At 42.2% G+C, this 14,570-nt stretch carries 13 protein-coding genes; 7 read left to right on the top strand and 6 right to left on the bottom strand.

Annotated elements, in window-relative coordinates:
- Positions 1-18: 18 nt before the first annotated feature.
- On the bottom strand, positions 19-588 hold the full coding sequence (locus AC1W6K_RS01600; protein ID WP_481719157.1) for a hypothetical protein: 570 nt from the start codon (positions 586-588) through the stop codon (positions 19-21).
- 372 nt (positions 589-960) lie between these two features.
- On the opposite strand from AC1W6K_RS01600, the gene lgt reads away from it, so the two are divergent.
- Positions 961-1,800, top strand: coding sequence for a prolipoprotein diacylglyceryl transferase (gene lgt, locus AC1W6K_RS01595; protein ID WP_395785037.1), 840 nt, complete (start codon positions 961-963; stop codon positions 1,798-1,800).
- Between the two features lies 1 nt (position 1,801).
- Here the strand turns inward: lgt and AC1W6K_RS01590 are convergent, their stop codons facing one another.
- From AC1W6K_RS01590 to AC1W6K_RS01575, 4 genes are read right to left on the bottom strand one after another with little or no spacing between them, the layout of a single operon-like run.
- Positions 1,802-3,049: a serine hydrolase gene (locus AC1W6K_RS01590; protein ID WP_481946192.1), complete on the bottom strand. Its 1,248-nt coding sequence runs from the start codon at positions 3,047-3,049 to the stop codon at positions 1,802-1,804.
- On the bottom strand, positions 3,036-4,031 hold the full coding sequence (locus tag AC1W6K_RS01585) for an aminotransferase class I/II-fold pyridoxal phosphate-dependent enzyme (RefSeq protein WP_481946191.1): 996 nt from the start codon (positions 4,029-4,031) through the stop codon (positions 3,036-3,038). Before AC1W6K_RS01585 ends, AC1W6K_RS01590 begins: the two co-directional genes overlap by 14 nt.
- Complete coding sequence (locus AC1W6K_RS01580) at positions 4,031-5,050, bottom strand: dipeptide epimerase (RefSeq protein WP_481946190.1); 1,020 nt, start codon at positions 5,048-5,050, stop codon at positions 4,031-4,033. The genes AC1W6K_RS01585 and AC1W6K_RS01580 overlap by 1 nt, the downstream gene beginning before the upstream one ends.
- Positions 5,051-5,056: 6 nt before the next feature.
- Positions 5,057-6,193 carry a molybdopterin molybdotransferase MoeA gene (locus AC1W6K_RS01575; RefSeq protein WP_481719161.1) on the bottom strand — a complete coding sequence of 379 codons (1,137 nt, stop codon included), beginning with the start codon at positions 6,191-6,193 and terminating at the stop codon, positions 5,057-5,059.
- A gap of 82 nt (positions 6,194-6,275) precedes the next feature.
- Here AC1W6K_RS01575 and moaC point away from each other — a divergent pair, with 82 nt between their 5' ends.
- A complete protein-coding gene (gene moaC, locus AC1W6K_RS01570) occupies positions 6,276-6,749 on the top strand; it encodes a cyclic pyranopterin monophosphate synthase MoaC (RefSeq protein ID WP_481946189.1) in 474 nt (157 codons plus the stop codon).
- 1 nt (position 6,750) lies between these two features.
- Positions 6,751-7,404 carry a thiamine diphosphokinase gene (locus AC1W6K_RS01565; RefSeq protein WP_481946188.1) on the top strand — a complete coding sequence of 218 codons (654 nt, stop codon included), beginning with the start codon at positions 6,751-6,753 and terminating at the stop codon, positions 7,402-7,404.
- Here the strand turns inward: AC1W6K_RS01565 and AC1W6K_RS01560 are convergent.
- Positions 7,379-8,623 (bottom strand): replication-associated recombination protein A, encoded by a 1,245-nt coding sequence (locus AC1W6K_RS01560; RefSeq protein WP_481946187.1) that lies wholly within the window; start codon positions 8,621-8,623, stop codon positions 7,379-7,381. The genes AC1W6K_RS01565 and AC1W6K_RS01560 overlap by 26 nt on opposite strands.
- A 75-nt stretch (positions 8,624-8,698) precedes the next feature.
- Here AC1W6K_RS01560 and AC1W6K_RS01555 point away from each other — a divergent pair, with 75 nt between their 5' ends.
- The 4 genes from AC1W6K_RS01555 to AC1W6K_RS01540 all read left to right on the top strand — a co-directional run bounded on the left by AC1W6K_RS01555 (position 8,699) and on the right by AC1W6K_RS01540 (position 14,567).
- Entirely contained in the window at positions 8,699-9,622 is a 924-nt protein-coding gene (locus tag AC1W6K_RS01555; protein WP_481946186.1) for a sugar phosphate isomerase/epimerase family protein, read from the top strand.
- A gap of 101 nt (positions 9,623-9,723) precedes the next feature.
- Complete coding sequence (locus AC1W6K_RS01550) at positions 9,724-11,046, top strand: amidohydrolase (protein ID WP_481946185.1); 1,323 nt, start codon at positions 9,724-9,726, stop codon at positions 11,044-11,046.
- A 176-nt stretch (positions 11,047-11,222) separates the two neighbouring features.
- Positions 11,223-13,301, top strand: a complete 2,079-nt coding sequence (locus AC1W6K_RS01545; protein ID WP_481946184.1) for a bifunctional aldolase/short-chain dehydrogenase — start codon at positions 11,223-11,225, stop codon at positions 13,299-13,301.
- A gap of 6 nt (positions 13,302-13,307) precedes the next feature.
- On the top strand, positions 13,308-14,567 hold the full coding sequence (locus AC1W6K_RS01540; RefSeq protein WP_481946183.1) for a sugar isomerase: 1,260 nt from the start codon (positions 13,308-13,310) through the stop codon (positions 14,565-14,567).
- The last annotated feature ends 3 nt before the right edge of the window (positions 14,568-14,570 follow it).

Genomic DNA, 14,570 nt, shown 5'->3' with positions numbered 1-14,570 from the left:
TATCCTGATTCACTTTTTTTAGTTTAATCGGCGTGCCAAAATATGCTGAATCCCTGCAAACAGCACTTCTGGCTTAAGTGTTCGCCATTGGGGTACATTTAAATTTCCACCAAAATTAATGTAATAATCCATGTGGTATTTTGTCCATTCCGCCTCTACAAATGGGGCAAATTGTAACGCCGCAATCCACCCATCCGCTACTTCTTCAAACCATTCGGCATAATAATCGTCTTCAAAACTTCCATGAAAGTTGAATACATTTTCGCCAAGTAAAATAAAATGTTTGATACCAGCTGAAAGCAAATGATCAATGACCTGACGTTTGAACGACATAATGTCATTATGTAACGTATCGTTCCATTCCCCAAATAACTCGATGATGCTGAATTGTTTGTCGTAGTCCGTATACAAAATTTTACAAAAAAGTGTTTCAGAATCTATTTCATCCCAGAGCGGATGGATGTAATAACCATAAATAGCGTGTTCATATTCCGTTTGTGAATAGGAACGCCCATAAAATGGCGATTTTTTATCATTTGCCGCATTGTACAGGGATTCCCACTGGTAGGATGGCTCAATTTCTTGCATAAGCTTCAAATTAAGTGTAAAAGCCGCACATCCGCAAGATTTTTCGCAAGGAACAAGCATGCAACCAATCGGCAACTATGCGCATCTAGTTTACCGTTTTAAAAATATTTTAAATCATCCAGTACCTTGTATTGCAAAGTACTATAAACTTTATTAGTTTTGCGAACCGAAAATTTATAAATCAATGAAAGTCAAATTAGTACTTCTAATTATCGTTTTATTAATATCATCGGAGTCAGTGATGGCTCTAGGTTTGCCTACTCGCTTATATCCAGCCAAAGTTATAAAAAAGACAATTCAGGTAGTCGTTAAAAAAGTAGCGCGCTAAATCCTAAATTTTCCGTTAATTTTGAGCGTCTAAACCAAACGTTCATGTTGTTTGCATCTATTTCTTGGAGTCCCGATCCTACCATAATTGATTTATTTGGTTTTCCCGTACGCTGGTATGGATTGTTTTTTGCATCCGCCTTTTTAGCCGGATTTCAAATTGTTAGCTACATGTTTAGGCAGGAGGGGAAATCCACTGAACAAGCAGATCAATTGCTGATGTACACGATGGTTGCCACTATCATAGGCGCTCGCGCAGGGCACTATTTTTTCTATGAATTTCAATTGCTACAAGCTGATCCCGTTCGCTTTTTTTTGCAAATGATCACGCCCCCATTTTCAGGTTTAGCATCGCACGGCGCAGGAATTGGTTTATTTACCGCCTTTTATCTATATGCTCGCAAGCATAAAGGGATGTCTTACTTATACATCACAGATCGCATGGTGCCAGCCGTCGCTTTCGCTGGATTCTGTATTCGGATGGGAAATCTGATGAATTCGGAGATTATTGGTAAGCCCACCGAACTTCCTTGGGGATTTAAATTTTTAAAAGATACTGAGTTTAATCCCTTCGGCGACCCCAATCTCGTTTTGGCGCGCCATCCATCCCAACTATATGAGGCGCTTTCGTGCCTGGTGATTTTTTTCGTTTTGATGTGGTTTTGGTCGAAAAAGAAACAAGCAACACAAGAGGGTCTGATGACAGGTTATTTCATGATTGTACTCTTTACGCTTCGGTTTTTTTACGAGTTCCTGAAAGAAAATCAAAGCTCATTTGAAAATAATTTGACGTTAAATATGGGCCAAATTCTTTCCATTCCATCCGTGCTTTTTGGCGTCCTCGTGTTAGCTTATTCGTATAAAAAGGCTAATCAGCAAACTTGATTTAATCTGAATACGTAAATTTTAGCTGGTCTAGATTCGGGAGATTTGCTTTAGGCCTACTTAACTCATGTTGGTAAATCACCTCTCCCAGGTGTTTAAAGAACGGAAATCCGACCGAATCATATTCGTATTTGTCATCGTTGAATATTTCATCTTCATTGCAATAGATCGTGGCAGTGACCATGAATTCAACCTTATTCTTGAAATCAACGAAGTAGGCATTGTCCAATAAGAATCCATAAGCATCACCCACTTTATTGAAAATACGCACATCCGAATTAAGCTGCGCATTTTTATCCCCACCATATAAAATAAACTTGCAATAGGCCGGTCCGATGGTGCTGTCGGCTGAATATGATGGCTTTTTGGACTCTGTGGGGTATGCCGACATATATCGATAGAGGAAGCGATAATCTTCTTCCGTTAAATTGAATCGTTCTTTTGCATCGTAAGCCGAAGGAAACATCAATCGTTTCAAGAAATCATGTTGGGCCTGCAAAGGATAGGCATTTTTGAATCCAAACGCGACCGGATTCATGCTGATACGGCCAGAGTCATTCATAACGCCCTTCCCTAAAATCGTTTGAAGTGGATTCGGAGATTGAATTTGCTTCTTGTTAAATTGTTCTTTTTGTCGCCAAACAACTTCGCCTTTTTCATTCACAAATTGCACCGGATTCGTGTATTGATTTTCAAGTAAGGGAATAGATGTCTGTAAACGATGTGTGAAGCGAACGCCCTCAAAGCCTTTATCAGCCATTTTTTTATTGAAATTCTTTTGTCCCAAAAATTCATACAATCGATTGTATGCTTCGTTATCGGAAACCAATAATATCTTTTTGATATAATGCGCAATGCTCGGCAACCCATTCGCCGCACTCGTGTCGCGTAAAACTTCTAACTGTGTAGGCCGATTTTTCAAAGTTTGAAAGGTCGTATTTTTATCAATCTTCAGTTGATTGATTTTTTCCAAAGCCAATACACTCGCGGCCAATTTTACCGTACTCGCCGGGTAAAAATATTCATTGGCGTCTACCCGATACTCATGCGTCGTAAATGTTGCTTGATTGGAGGCATCTCGGTCAATTTGTGTGTATAAAATCTGTAACCGGTATTTAGAAGGATTATCTGTCAACTGTTTGAAATAGCTTGGATTTGCCTTCAATAACTGTTCAATAACCCGGTCTTGTGCCTGGATACAAGTATTTGAAAGTAGTATTAGTAAAAGAAGTCCTTTAAGCGTTTTCATAGGTGCTGAGGGCATGGGTTAAGTCTTCAATATCCTGTAAATTCAAACATGAAGGCAATATAGCTCTACATAGTGGCGATGCATCCGGGTTAGGATAAGCAAATTGATTACATAAAAACCCGAGGGATTTTAAATGATCAAAAAGTGCTGGATCTTCTGAACTGAATGCCGGATAATTCTTTACAAATTGTACATGTGAAGCATTATTAGTAAAAGCTTTCGCTAGTTCAGACGATAAGATAACTCGCTCATCATACGCTTCTTGGGCATGTAAACAGGCATAAACATAAGCCGGGTTTGCGGGAGAACCTCCGACCCAGAATGGATTGATTTTAATTGAATCAATAGCTGCTTTTTTACCTAAAATGATTCCTGCTGGAATGCCAAAAGCCTTCGATAATGAACTTGTTTGAATTACATTTGCCGACGATTCTATCTGTGTTGAAACAATTCCTAACCGATGCGATTCGTCAACGATCAATGTTTGATTTGGAGACAACTGTTGTTCAAATCCCGTCAGAAATTCTTCCACCCACGGTGATCCTATGCCATCCATACACAGTATTTGTGCGTCTTTTTCCCAAGTTGAAAATTCTCCTGGAGCTGGTAAGTGAGGATGGCGCCACAAAGCCGGATGCGTCTTTGGAGCCAAAGATATCTTGGCCTCCGGGTATTTTTGCGCAATAAATTGCATAGCTGTTTGACCGGCCAATAACCCTGAGCTACACAACGCAGCGGCCTCAACCTGAAAGCGCTTGGCTAACACGTCTTCTAAATTTTCCCACACATCCATGCGGTAATTATTCAGTCGGGAGCTGCCCCAATTTTGACTGAAAATTCGAATCCCCTCCTGTAATTTTTCTTGAAATAGGGGATGAGTGCCTATGTTGAGGTAGTTTGTGCCTCCAAGCCAACGGTACTTTTTCCCCTCGAAAGAAACGAGGCGCTCGGGGATGTGATTATCGTGGACTTGGTAGGACATTACTTTCGAATTAATTCGGCCCCCGTTCCGGCAGCTTTGGCGTAGCTAACAGTTCCGAAATCAATGGTGATGCCGCGAGAGATTTGATCGTCAACTAACAAACATCCGTCCATGTCAACATAGTCCAATAAGGGCAATAAATGCGCAATGGCGGAGCAACCAATTGTTGATTCAGTCATGCAACCTACCATTACCTTAAGTCCGAGGCTTTTGGCTTCTTTGATCATACGCAATGCTGGGGTTAGCCCACCGCATTTCATGAGTTTGATATTTACCCCATGGAAAAATCCGGCACATTTGGCTACATCTTCCTCCAAAATACATGACTCATCTGCAATGATGGGCAAAACAGATTCCTTGTAAACCTTTTTCATTCCCTCCAAATTGTCGGCTTTCAACGGTTGTTCAATAAATTCAACACCTAATTTCTGCAACTCTGGCGCAAAATAAATGGTTTGCTCAGGCGTCCAAGCGGTGTTCGCATCTACGCGAAAAACAGCATCTGTTTCTTTTCGCAAGGCTTCGACTATCTCTAAATCATCATCGGTGCCCAATTTAATTTTATACAAAGGAAATGGCATTTCACGCATTTTGTCAATCATTTTTTCGACGCTATCTATACCAATCGTGTAGTCTGTGATGGGATTTTTTGAGATATCCAATCCCCATATTTCGTAGAGTGGTTTATTATGTGTTTTGCCCCATAAATCCCAATAAGCAACGTCTAAAGCACATAATGCAAAGGGGTGGTCGTCCAATAAGGTTTTGGATAACATCTTCCAAAAATCGCTTGGATGCGGGAGGATATCATGCGGTAACAGGTGTCGGATACTTTCCACTTGCGCTACCATTTTCTCCATGGTGACACCGTAATAGGGTGTTTCTGTTGCTTCGCCGAAACCGCTTTTGCCATGCCAACTCAACTCTACGATGAGCGTGGGTTGTACATCACGCGATTCATGCGTGATGGTAAATGTATGCTTGAGCGGTAAATCGAATTGATGAAGCTTCAGTTCCATACACGATTATTTTAGTGAAATATAGGGCAATTGGGTGTCTTTTTGACCTGCTTTTTGCCAAACTAATCCGTCTGCTTTTGACCAACCAATTAAATCTCCCGAACCATTGTGAGCCAATGTTTCTCCATTTTCAACAGGGATCCAATGATCTAAATCTGCCAAAGGTTTTGGTAAGAATTTGATTTCTTTTTCAGCGTAGGTCGGAAAATCGCCCGATACCCAAGGCAGGAAATAAACCCAAAAACAAGTCAATGTAGAGATTGGATTGCCTGGAAATGCAAAGATTACTTTACCGTCTGGACGGGTGGCCACCAACATTGGTTTGCCTGGTTTTTGGGCAATTTTATGAATGATTGTTTCGAAGCCGACCTCTGTTAATGCGGCCGGAATAAAGTCTTTTTTGCCTGCAGATACACCCCCTGATAGCAAAATGATATCATTAGATTCTAATGCTTTTTCCAGGTTGGCCTTAATTTTTTCAACCGAATCGGGTAAATGGCTAGAATTTGCTTTGAAGCCTTTGGATAATAAAACAGACTTCATCATCATGACATTCGAGCTACGAATTTGGTGCGCGGCAGGTGTTTCATGGAGACCTACGATTTCATCTCCTGTAGAGAAAATATGTACGTGGGGTTTTGACTCTACTTCGATGTGTGCCTTTCCTACAGAAGCGGCGATGGCAATTTCAATCGGTCCAATTTTAGTTCGTTTTTTGACTACAATGGATCCTTCTAGCGCATCCATACCTTGCGTATGAATAAATTGTCCTTTCGTTAAAGGAGTTTTGCCAATGTAGGTGGCTATTTTTTTCTCGATGCTAAGATCTTCTATTTTAATGATGGCTTCCGTGCCTTTAGGAGCAGTTGCGCCCGTCATAATTTGCAGGGAACCATCCATTTTTTTGATCGCTTTTACAGGCTCGCCTGCAAATAAAATGCCCTCGATTTTCCAAGTAGGTGCCGTGATATCTTTGACGGCTATTCCGTCCATCATCGCCCGGTCAAAGGGTGGAAAATCACGATCTGCCACAATTTTTTCAGCCAGATTCATGCCTAATGTTTTTGCTAAGGGTAGTTTTTCAGTCCGGAATGGGATGGTGATGTTTTTTAAAAGGGCAATCGCTTCAATAGGGCTAATCATGTTTGTTGGTTTACGTATTTGATAAATTTCGCTAAAAATTGCCAAATCTCCCGTATTTTCGTAAGCTAAATTTGAAATGTATATGTCAAACGATTTTTCTCACTTACAAGCTGATGGCACCCCAGGAATGGTGGATGTTAGTGCAAAAAACGAATCTGTTCGTGAAGCGAAAGCACAATCCATCGTGTATTTAGGTGCGGAAATTGTTCAACATTTCGAAGCGGCCGGTTGGCAAAATAAAAAAGGCAGCATCCTTCAAACAGCCATAATCGCTGGTACCATGGCGGCAAAAAAGACATCTGATTTAATTCCATTATGTCATCCGCTCGGATTGGATTCGTGTAAATTCGAAACGGAAGTACAGGCTGACCAAATTCTGATCACTTGTATTTGTCGGCTTGAAGCCAAAACCGGCGTCGAAATGGAAGCACTCGTAGGCGCCTCTGTGGCAGCTTTAACGGTATACGATATGTGCAAATCCGTATCCAAAGGCATTGTCATTAAAGAAACTAAATTGATATCCAAGTCGGGTGGTAAGTCCGATTTCAACGTCTGATATGTCATCACATCACATCATTCGCGATAAACAAGAACCTGCGCTAATCATTGCGAATGGGGAGGCGTGTTCGATGGATATGTTGGATCAATTACTTGAATGGTCTCCCACAGTCATTGTGCTAGATGGCGCATTGGAACGTGTGATTTCGTTGGGTATCAAAGTGGATGTGTGGTTGGGCGATTTTGACCATGCGAACACTGAAGATTTCAGTCATTATCCGTTGAAAAAAATACATACACCTGATCAGAATTTGACTGATTTAGAGAAGGCTTTTGAATATTTATTAGAGGAAGGTTATCCGGCAGTTAATGTAGTTTGGGCGTCCGGAAAACGTATGGATCATACGCTAAATAATTTTCATTCCATGGTACGGTATGGTCGGCAGTTGAAAATTGTGTTCTTTGATGATTATTCAACATCCTATTTATTACCACCCACATTCGAGAAATGGTATCCTGCAAAAACGCCAATTTCCCTGATACCGTATGGGGAAGCTCACCAAGTAAAATCTACGGGTCTGGTGTATGATTTAGATCATCCTGTGTTAAGCCTTGGTAGTCAAACGAGTTCTAGTAATGAAGCTCGCGAAGATGGAATCGTGAAAATTTCTTACGAAAGCGGGGCGCTTATTTTGATGGAGTGCCACGATTAATTTTGTCCTGTTCGGACGGATTGTAAAACACGGGTCGCGAAGGAACCTCTGGGAAGTAATTTTGCTCCACCCAATGTCCCGGAAAATCATGCGGATATTTATAATCCGCGCCATAATTCAAATCTTTCATCTTGCGCGTGGGCGCATTGCGAAGGTGCAACGGAACGGGTAAATCTCCCGTTTGTTCTACATAGGCCATCGCTTTGTTAATGGCATTGTAGGCCGAATTACTTTTAGGTGATGTGGCCAAATAAATCACCGTTTGCGAAAGAATGATGCGGGATTCGGGATTGCCAATCACTCGGATGGAATCGAAGCAAGATTGAGCTAACAATAATGCATTGGGATTGGCTAGGCCAATATCTTCGGAGGCTAGGATTAATAAGCGCCGACCGATAAACTCGAGGGATTCGCCGCCTGCGAGCATGCGTGCCAACCAGTATACGGAAGCATCCGGATCTGATCCTCGAATTGATTTAATGAAAGCGGAAATGATATCGTAATGTTGTTCGCCGTCTTTGTCGTATTGCGCGAGGTTTTTTTGAAGGCGTTCGGTTACGAGTGTATTCGTGATGTCGAGCGAATTTCCTCCTTCTGTCGTAATTAACAGCTCAAATAAGTTGAGCAATTTTCGCCCATCACCACCTGAAAAATGAAATAAAGCATCAGTCTCCGTTAATTTGATGGATTTGTTGGCAAACAATTTATCCGTACTAATTGCCTTATCGATGAGTTGGCGTAAATGCGTCGCGTTCAGTACCTCCAAAACATACACTTGACAACGAGACAAAAGGGCTGAAATGACCTCAAATGACGGGTTTTCTGTGGTTGCGCCTACTAAGGTGACGATACCTTTTTCGACAGCGTTCAACAAAGAATCTTGTTGGGACTTCGAAAAACGGTGAATCTCATCGATAAAAAGAATCGGCGATTGCGCCTCAAACATGCGGTTCTTTTTCGCTAACTCCAATGTTTCGCGCACATCCTTGACACCGGATGAAACGGCCGAAAGGGTGTAAATGGTGCGTTTTAGGGCGCTGGCTAGTAAGGTTGCCAGGGTGGTTTTCCCTACTCCGGGAGGACCCCACAGAATGCAAGAGGGAAGGTGGCCAGCCTCGATGGCTTTTCGTAAAGGTGCTTGTGCCCCAATGACCTTTTCTTGACCAATGTAGTCATCCAATGTAGTGGGGCGCATGCGCTCTGCGAGTGGTTGCATCATGCTTCGAAGTTACGTGAATTTTGTAAAATAGAAATAGATTGAGTAGCTTGGAGTCCTAATTAAACCTATGATAATATGACTACATCTAGACGTTCGTTTTTGCGCAATTCAGCCTTTGGGCTAGGCGCGATGGCCTTTGCTTCACCTGTTTTGCAAAGTTTAGCCGCAGTAAAATACAAGAAATTAGTGGGTATTCAATTGTATTCCATTCGCGAAGATATGCGTAAGGATCCACAAGGTACCTTAAACGCTTTGGCAGAAATGGGCTACAAATATGTAGAGCATGCGAATTACATCAACCGTAAGTTTTACGGTTGGGAAGCCAAAGAATTCAAAAAGCGCCTCGACGATTTAGGCATGAAAATGCCATCTGGTCACACGGTGATGGGTAAAGCGCATTGGGATGACGCGAAAAATGATTTCACTGATTTATGGAAATACACAGTTGAAGATGCAGCTGTCATGGGTCAAGAATTGGTGATCAGTCCGTCGATCGACATGGGTATCCGTAAGGACAAAAATCTCTTGTTGAAATTTATGGACATCTTTAACAAGTCGGGTGAATTATGTAATAAATCAGGCATGCGCTTTGGTTACCACAACCATGATTTTGAGTTCTCTGAGAAATTAGATGGAGAATTATTATATGATATCATGTTAAACAATACGGATCCAAAATTGGTGGCCCAACAATTAGACATAGGTAATATGATTAATGGCGGCGGAGTACCTGCCGACGTGATGAAGAAATTCCCTGGCCGTTTTGTGTCTATGCACGTAAAGGACGAAGTTCCGGCAGCAGGTGGGCATGAGAAATTCGAATCAACGATTTTAGGTAAAGGATCAGGCCAAATCGATGTGCAAGCTTTAGTGAAGTTGGGCGACAAAGAAGGCGGAACCAAGCATTTTATCATCGAGCAAGAGTCATACCAAGGATTAAAACCATTGGATTGCATGAAGGAAAATATTGCTATCATGCGCGGTTGGGGATATAAATAAAAATTAGAGTCGCAATACCTTGCGTAAAGAAAAATGTAGAGACGCAATACTTTGCGTCTATTAAAAAATGAGACACGAGGTAGCGTCTCTACATGTATAAAATGAATAAACTAACCCTCATCGCCCTACTCGCAGCGCCTTTTTTGGCATCTGCGCAATCTGCATTAAAACCAGTGATTACGCAAAAAGCGGACGCCTTGAAAGACAAGGTGATTGCTTGGCGTCGGGACTTTCATGAACACCCTGAATTGGGTAATCAAGAAGTACGTACGGCAGGAATTGTGGCGGCACATTTGCGTTCTTTGGGAATTGAAGTCCAAGAAAAAGTTGCTCGCACGGGTGTGGTGGGTGTTTTAAAAGGAGGAAAACCTGGTCCTGTTGTTGCATTACGTGCCGATATGGATGGCTTACCCGTTACAGAACGTGGCGATTTACCTTTTAAGTCCAAGGTCACTGCGGAATTCAATGGCCAAAAAACAGGTGTGATGCATGCTTGCGGACACGATTCGCATGTAGCTATTTTAATGGCCGTGGCAGAAATTTTAGCTTCAGAGAAAGCGAATTTAGCCGGAACGGTCAAGTTTATTTTCCAGCCAGCTGAAGAAGGCGTTTATGACGACAAAGGAGAAATGATTCTTTCGGGAGCCGAATTAATGGTGAAAGAAGGCGTAATGGAAAATCCGAAAGTAGATGTGATTTTTGGATTACATATTGAGGCTGAATCTGATAACGGTGTTTTGGAATACAAATCAGGTGCTACGATGGCGGCGGTAGACCAATTGGACATTAAGGTTAAAGGAAAGCAAGCGCATGGCGCAAGGCCTTGGACGGGAATTGATCCGATTGTGATCTCGTCTCAAATTATTATGGGCTTACAAACCATTGTTTCCCGTTCTGTGAATATTACAGAGGATCCTGCGATTGTGACGGTGGGAGCTATTCATAGTGGAATTCGTCAAAACATCATTCCTGAATCTTCGCATATGATTGGAACGATTCGAACGTTTGGGGTGGAGCAACGTAAATTGGTACACCAACGAATCAATGATATCGCCTCAAATATCGCGGAAAGTGGTGGTGGAAAGGCGGATGTAACGATTGGAACTGGATATCCGGTAACTTATAATAATCCAGAATTAGTTGAAAAAATGTTGCCAACCTTGCAGGGAGTGAATGGAAAAGATCGTGTGCGTATTATTGCAGCGCATACGGGAGCAGAGGATTTTTCTTTTTTCCAACAAAAAGTTCCAGGATTCTTTTTCTTTTTGGGAGCAAGACCGGATAGTAAAAAGTCCGACGAAGTCGCTGGTCACCATACGCCAGACTTTCATTTAGATGAAGGTCATTTTCAAGTGGGTGTGAAAGCCTTAAGTAGCTTGGTGGTCGATTATATGGATATGGCGCAGCCGAAGAAAAAGAAATAGAGTTTAAATTTCAAGTTCTCTAGCTCAAGTTTTGGAATAAAAAAATAGTGCGATTTTAAAATTTTGTTTCAAAAAAATGGTGACCTAAAAATTAATTTAACTATCCCTATCTAGGATAGGATGGTTACGCACTTTTTATATCGTATTTTTATCTGAAATAATATAAAGTATCAATTATGTACAATCATGTATCTTATCTCTGGGATGATGCTAAAGCAGCAGCGCTTGCGGGGAATGAAGTTGACCTATTTATCTATCGCTCGAATATCTTAGGCGCAGATTTACGCATTACAAATTACGGTGGTGGTAATACATCGGTCAAATTACAGGGTAAAGATCCCTTAACAGGTTCTGAAACCGAGGTAATGTGGATTAAAGGTTCTGGTGGCGATATCGGGACATTGAAGAAGTCGGGCTGCGCAGCATTGTATGTGGATCGCTTACGTTCCCTAACAAATGTGTACCGCGGTTTGGAGCATGAAGATGAGATGGTTGAATTATTCAACCATTGTATTTTTGATTTAGCGTCCAAAGCCCCATCAATTGATACCCCTTTACACGGCTTTTTACCTTTCAAACATATCGATCATTTACATCCAGATGCAGCTATTGCAATTGCGGCATCAAAAGATGGAGAGCAAATCACAAAAGATCTTTTTGGTGGATTAATCGGCTGGGTAGGTTGGCAACGCCCTGGTTTCGATTTAGGCTTGCAATTAAAAGCTTGTTTAGAAGAAGCATCTTCTCGTGGTGTCCAATTGCGTGGCATCATGTTGGGTTCACACGGATTATTTACGTGGGGCGATACGTCCTATGATTGTTATATAAATACCTTAGAAGTCATAGAAAAATGTGCTGCTTACATTGAGTCTAATACAAAAACGGTCTTTGGTGGTGCGCGCCGTGAATCTTTTTCTCCTGCAGAACGCAAAGAAAAAGCGGCAGAATTGGCGCCGGTACTTCGTGGTTTTTGTTCCTCACATGTGCAAATGGTAGGGCATTTTTCTGACGATGAGCGTGTATTGCAATTTATAAATTCAAATGATTTAGATCGTTTGGCACCGTTAGGTACTTCTTGCCCGGATCATTTTTTGCGGACAAAAATTTCGCCATTGGTGTTGGGATCCGATGTTTCTGTCGAGGCTTTAACGCCTTTATTTGCGGATTATCGCGCCATGTATGGTGCATATTACGATTCTTGCAAACGCGCAAATTCTCCAGCCATGCGTGATCCGAATCCGGTTGTTATTTTATATCCTGGCGTGGGTATGTTTACTTTTGCAAAGGACAAACAAACTGCGCGGGTGGCCGCAGAGTTTTATACAAATGCTATCAACGTAATGCGTGGAGCTGAGGCGATTTCTTCATATACTTCGCTACCACGTCAAGAGGCTTTTGATATCGAATATTGGTTATTGGAAGAGGCAAAATTACAACGCATGCCTAAACCTAAATCCTTATCGGGTCGCGTCGCTTTTGTGACCGGTTCAGGTGGCGGAATAGGTAAAGCAATTGCCAAAAAGATGGCGCAAGAAGGTGCTTGTGTGATTTTGAACGATGTGAACGCTGATCGTTTGGCGGAGGCAAAAGAAGAGTTTGCCGCCTTATTTGGTAAAGATGTGGTGTCAACTGTAATCGCAGATGTGACTAATCAAGATTCTATTGAAGCGGCGATGAAGCAGGCTTGTCTAGATTTTGGTGGGGTAGATTTGATCGTGAACAATGCAGGTATTTCCATCTCGAAAGGAATTTTGGAGCATACGCAGGCCGATTGGGATAAACTATATGATATTTTAGTGAAGGGGCAATACCTCGTTTCGCAAGCGTCAATTGCCGTGATGCGTAAGCAAGGGCTAGGCGGAGACATTGTGAATATTGTTTCAAAAAATGCCTTTGTTGCCGGACCGAATAACGTAGGTTATGGCAGTGCGAAAGCAGCTCAGGCACACATGACACGCTTATTGGCCGCTGAATTAGGACCAGATCATATCCGTGTAAATACCGTTAACCCGGATGCCGTAATCGCAGATTCAAATATTTGGTCTGGTGGATGGGCGGAAGGTCGCGCCAAAGCCTACGGTGTCACCGTTGCTGAATTGCCGGCCTATTATGCGAAACGGACACTTTTAAACGAATCCATATTACCAGAGGATATTGCTAATGCATGTTTTGCTTTCGTGGGTGGTTTATTAGATAAATCTACCGGAAATGCCTTGAATGTGGATGGGGGCGTTGCCGCAGGATTTTTACGATAGAGGCTGATGAATATTTCGAATCATAACGAGGCGCAGCTTGCTCAGCATGTGCGCCGATTGGATTTCTTGAAATCCGAAGTGGATTTGCCGGTTGGCATTTTACAGAAATTAAAAGATTTTCAAATTGCGATTCCATCGTGGGCATTAGGCACAGGAGGAACACGTTTTGGCCGTTTTTCCGGTGGAGGCGAACCGCGTAATTTAGAAGAGAAAATTGCTGACGTTGGTTTATTGCATGCGTTAAATAAATCTTCAGGAGCTATTTCTTTGCATATTCCTTGGGATATTCCGACGGACCCTGCGGCCATTCGTACATTAGCTTCTCAACATGGGTTAGCTTTCGATGCTGTCAATTCAAATACCTTTCAAGATCAAGCAAATCAAGCTTATTCCTACAAGTTTGGATCCTTGCAACATGTTTCTGCGGCAACTCGGAAACAAGCAATTGATCACAATATTGAGGTGATTAAGCACGGAGTTGAACTTGGTTCCAAAGCCTTAACGGTTTGGTTGTCGGACGGCTCATGCTTTCCCGGACAGTTAAATTTCCGTAAGGCCTATGCGCGTACGGTAGATAGTTTGCGGGAGATTTATGCGGCTTTACCGGCCGACTGGTCTTTATATTTGGAATACAAGGCGTATGAGCCCAACTTTTATTCGACGACTGTGGGTGATTGGGGAGCTTCGTACTCAATGGTGAATAAATTAGGACCCCAAGCGAAGACTTTGGTGGATTTAGGTCATCATTTACCGAATGCCAACATTGAGCAAATCGTTTCAATTTTATTGATGGAAGGTAAATTAGGTGGTTTTCACTTCAACGATTCGAAATACGGCGACGATGATTTGACTGCAGGTTCTATTAAACCATATCAGTTATTTTTAATCTTCAATGAATTGGTAGACGGAATGGATGCGAAAGGGATGAATCACGCCAAAGATCTTGGCTGGATGATTGATGCCTCACACAATGTGAAAGATCCTTTAGAAGACTTATTGCAATCTGTGGAAGCGATCCAAATTGCCTACGCACAAGCTTTGTTGGTGGACCGTGCCGCTTTAGAAGCAGCCCGTGAAGCAAATGATGTCGTGCGTTGCCAAGAGATTTTGCAAGCCGTATTCCGTACGGATGTCCGGGCTTTGGTTGCTCAAGCACGTTTGGAATTAGGTGGTGCTTTGGATCCGATTGCTTTGTTTCGTCACGAAAAAATGCGCGAACAATTGACACATGCACGTGGCACGAAAACAATTGCTACTGGACTTTAAACC

It is taken from the genome of Aquirufa sp. (assembly GCF_964796385.1).
The sequence above is the reverse complement of the archived record's forward strand: the minus strand, read 5'-3'. Positions and strand labels throughout refer to the sequence as shown.

Coding starts and splice junctions, on each gene's coding strand:
- AC1W6K_RS01600 (WP_481719157.1), bottom strand. CDS start 588: ATGCAAGAAATTGAGCCATCCTACCAGTGGGAATCCCTGTACAATGCG.
- lgt (WP_395785037.1), top strand. CDS start 961: ATGTTGTTTGCATCTATTTCTTGGAGTCCCGATCCTACCATAATTGAT.
- AC1W6K_RS01590 (WP_481946192.1), bottom strand. CDS start 3,049: ATGAAAACGCTTAAAGGACTTCTTTTACTAATACTACTTTCAAATACT.
- AC1W6K_RS01585 (WP_481946191.1), bottom strand. CDS start 4,031: ATGTCCTACCAAGTCCACGATAATCACATCCCCGAGCGCCTCGTTTCT.
- AC1W6K_RS01580 (WP_481946190.1), bottom strand. CDS start 5,050: ATGGAACTGAAGCTTCATCAATTCGATTTACCGCTCAAGCATACATTT.
- AC1W6K_RS01575 (WP_481719161.1), bottom strand. CDS start 6,193: ATGATTAGCCCTATTGAAGCGATTGCCCTTTTAAAAAACATCACCATC.
- moaC (WP_481946189.1), top strand. CDS start 6,276: ATGTCAAACGATTTTTCTCACTTACAAGCTGATGGCACCCCAGGAATG.
- AC1W6K_RS01565 (WP_481946188.1), top strand. CDS start 6,751: ATGTCATCACATCACATCATTCGCGATAAACAAGAACCTGCGCTAATC.
- AC1W6K_RS01560 (WP_481946187.1), bottom strand. CDS start 8,623: ATGATGCAACCACTCGCAGAGCGCATGCGCCCCACTACATTGGATGAC.
- AC1W6K_RS01555 (WP_481946186.1), top strand. CDS start 8,699: ATGACTACATCTAGACGTTCGTTTTTGCGCAATTCAGCCTTTGGGCTA.
- AC1W6K_RS01550 (WP_481946185.1), top strand. CDS start 9,724: ATGAATAAACTAACCCTCATCGCCCTACTCGCAGCGCCTTTTTTGGCA.
- AC1W6K_RS01545 (WP_481946184.1), top strand. CDS start 11,223: ATGTACAATCATGTATCTTATCTCTGGGATGATGCTAAAGCAGCAGCG.
- AC1W6K_RS01540 (WP_481946183.1), top strand. CDS start 13,308: ATGAATATTTCGAATCATAACGAGGCGCAGCTTGCTCAGCATGTGCGC.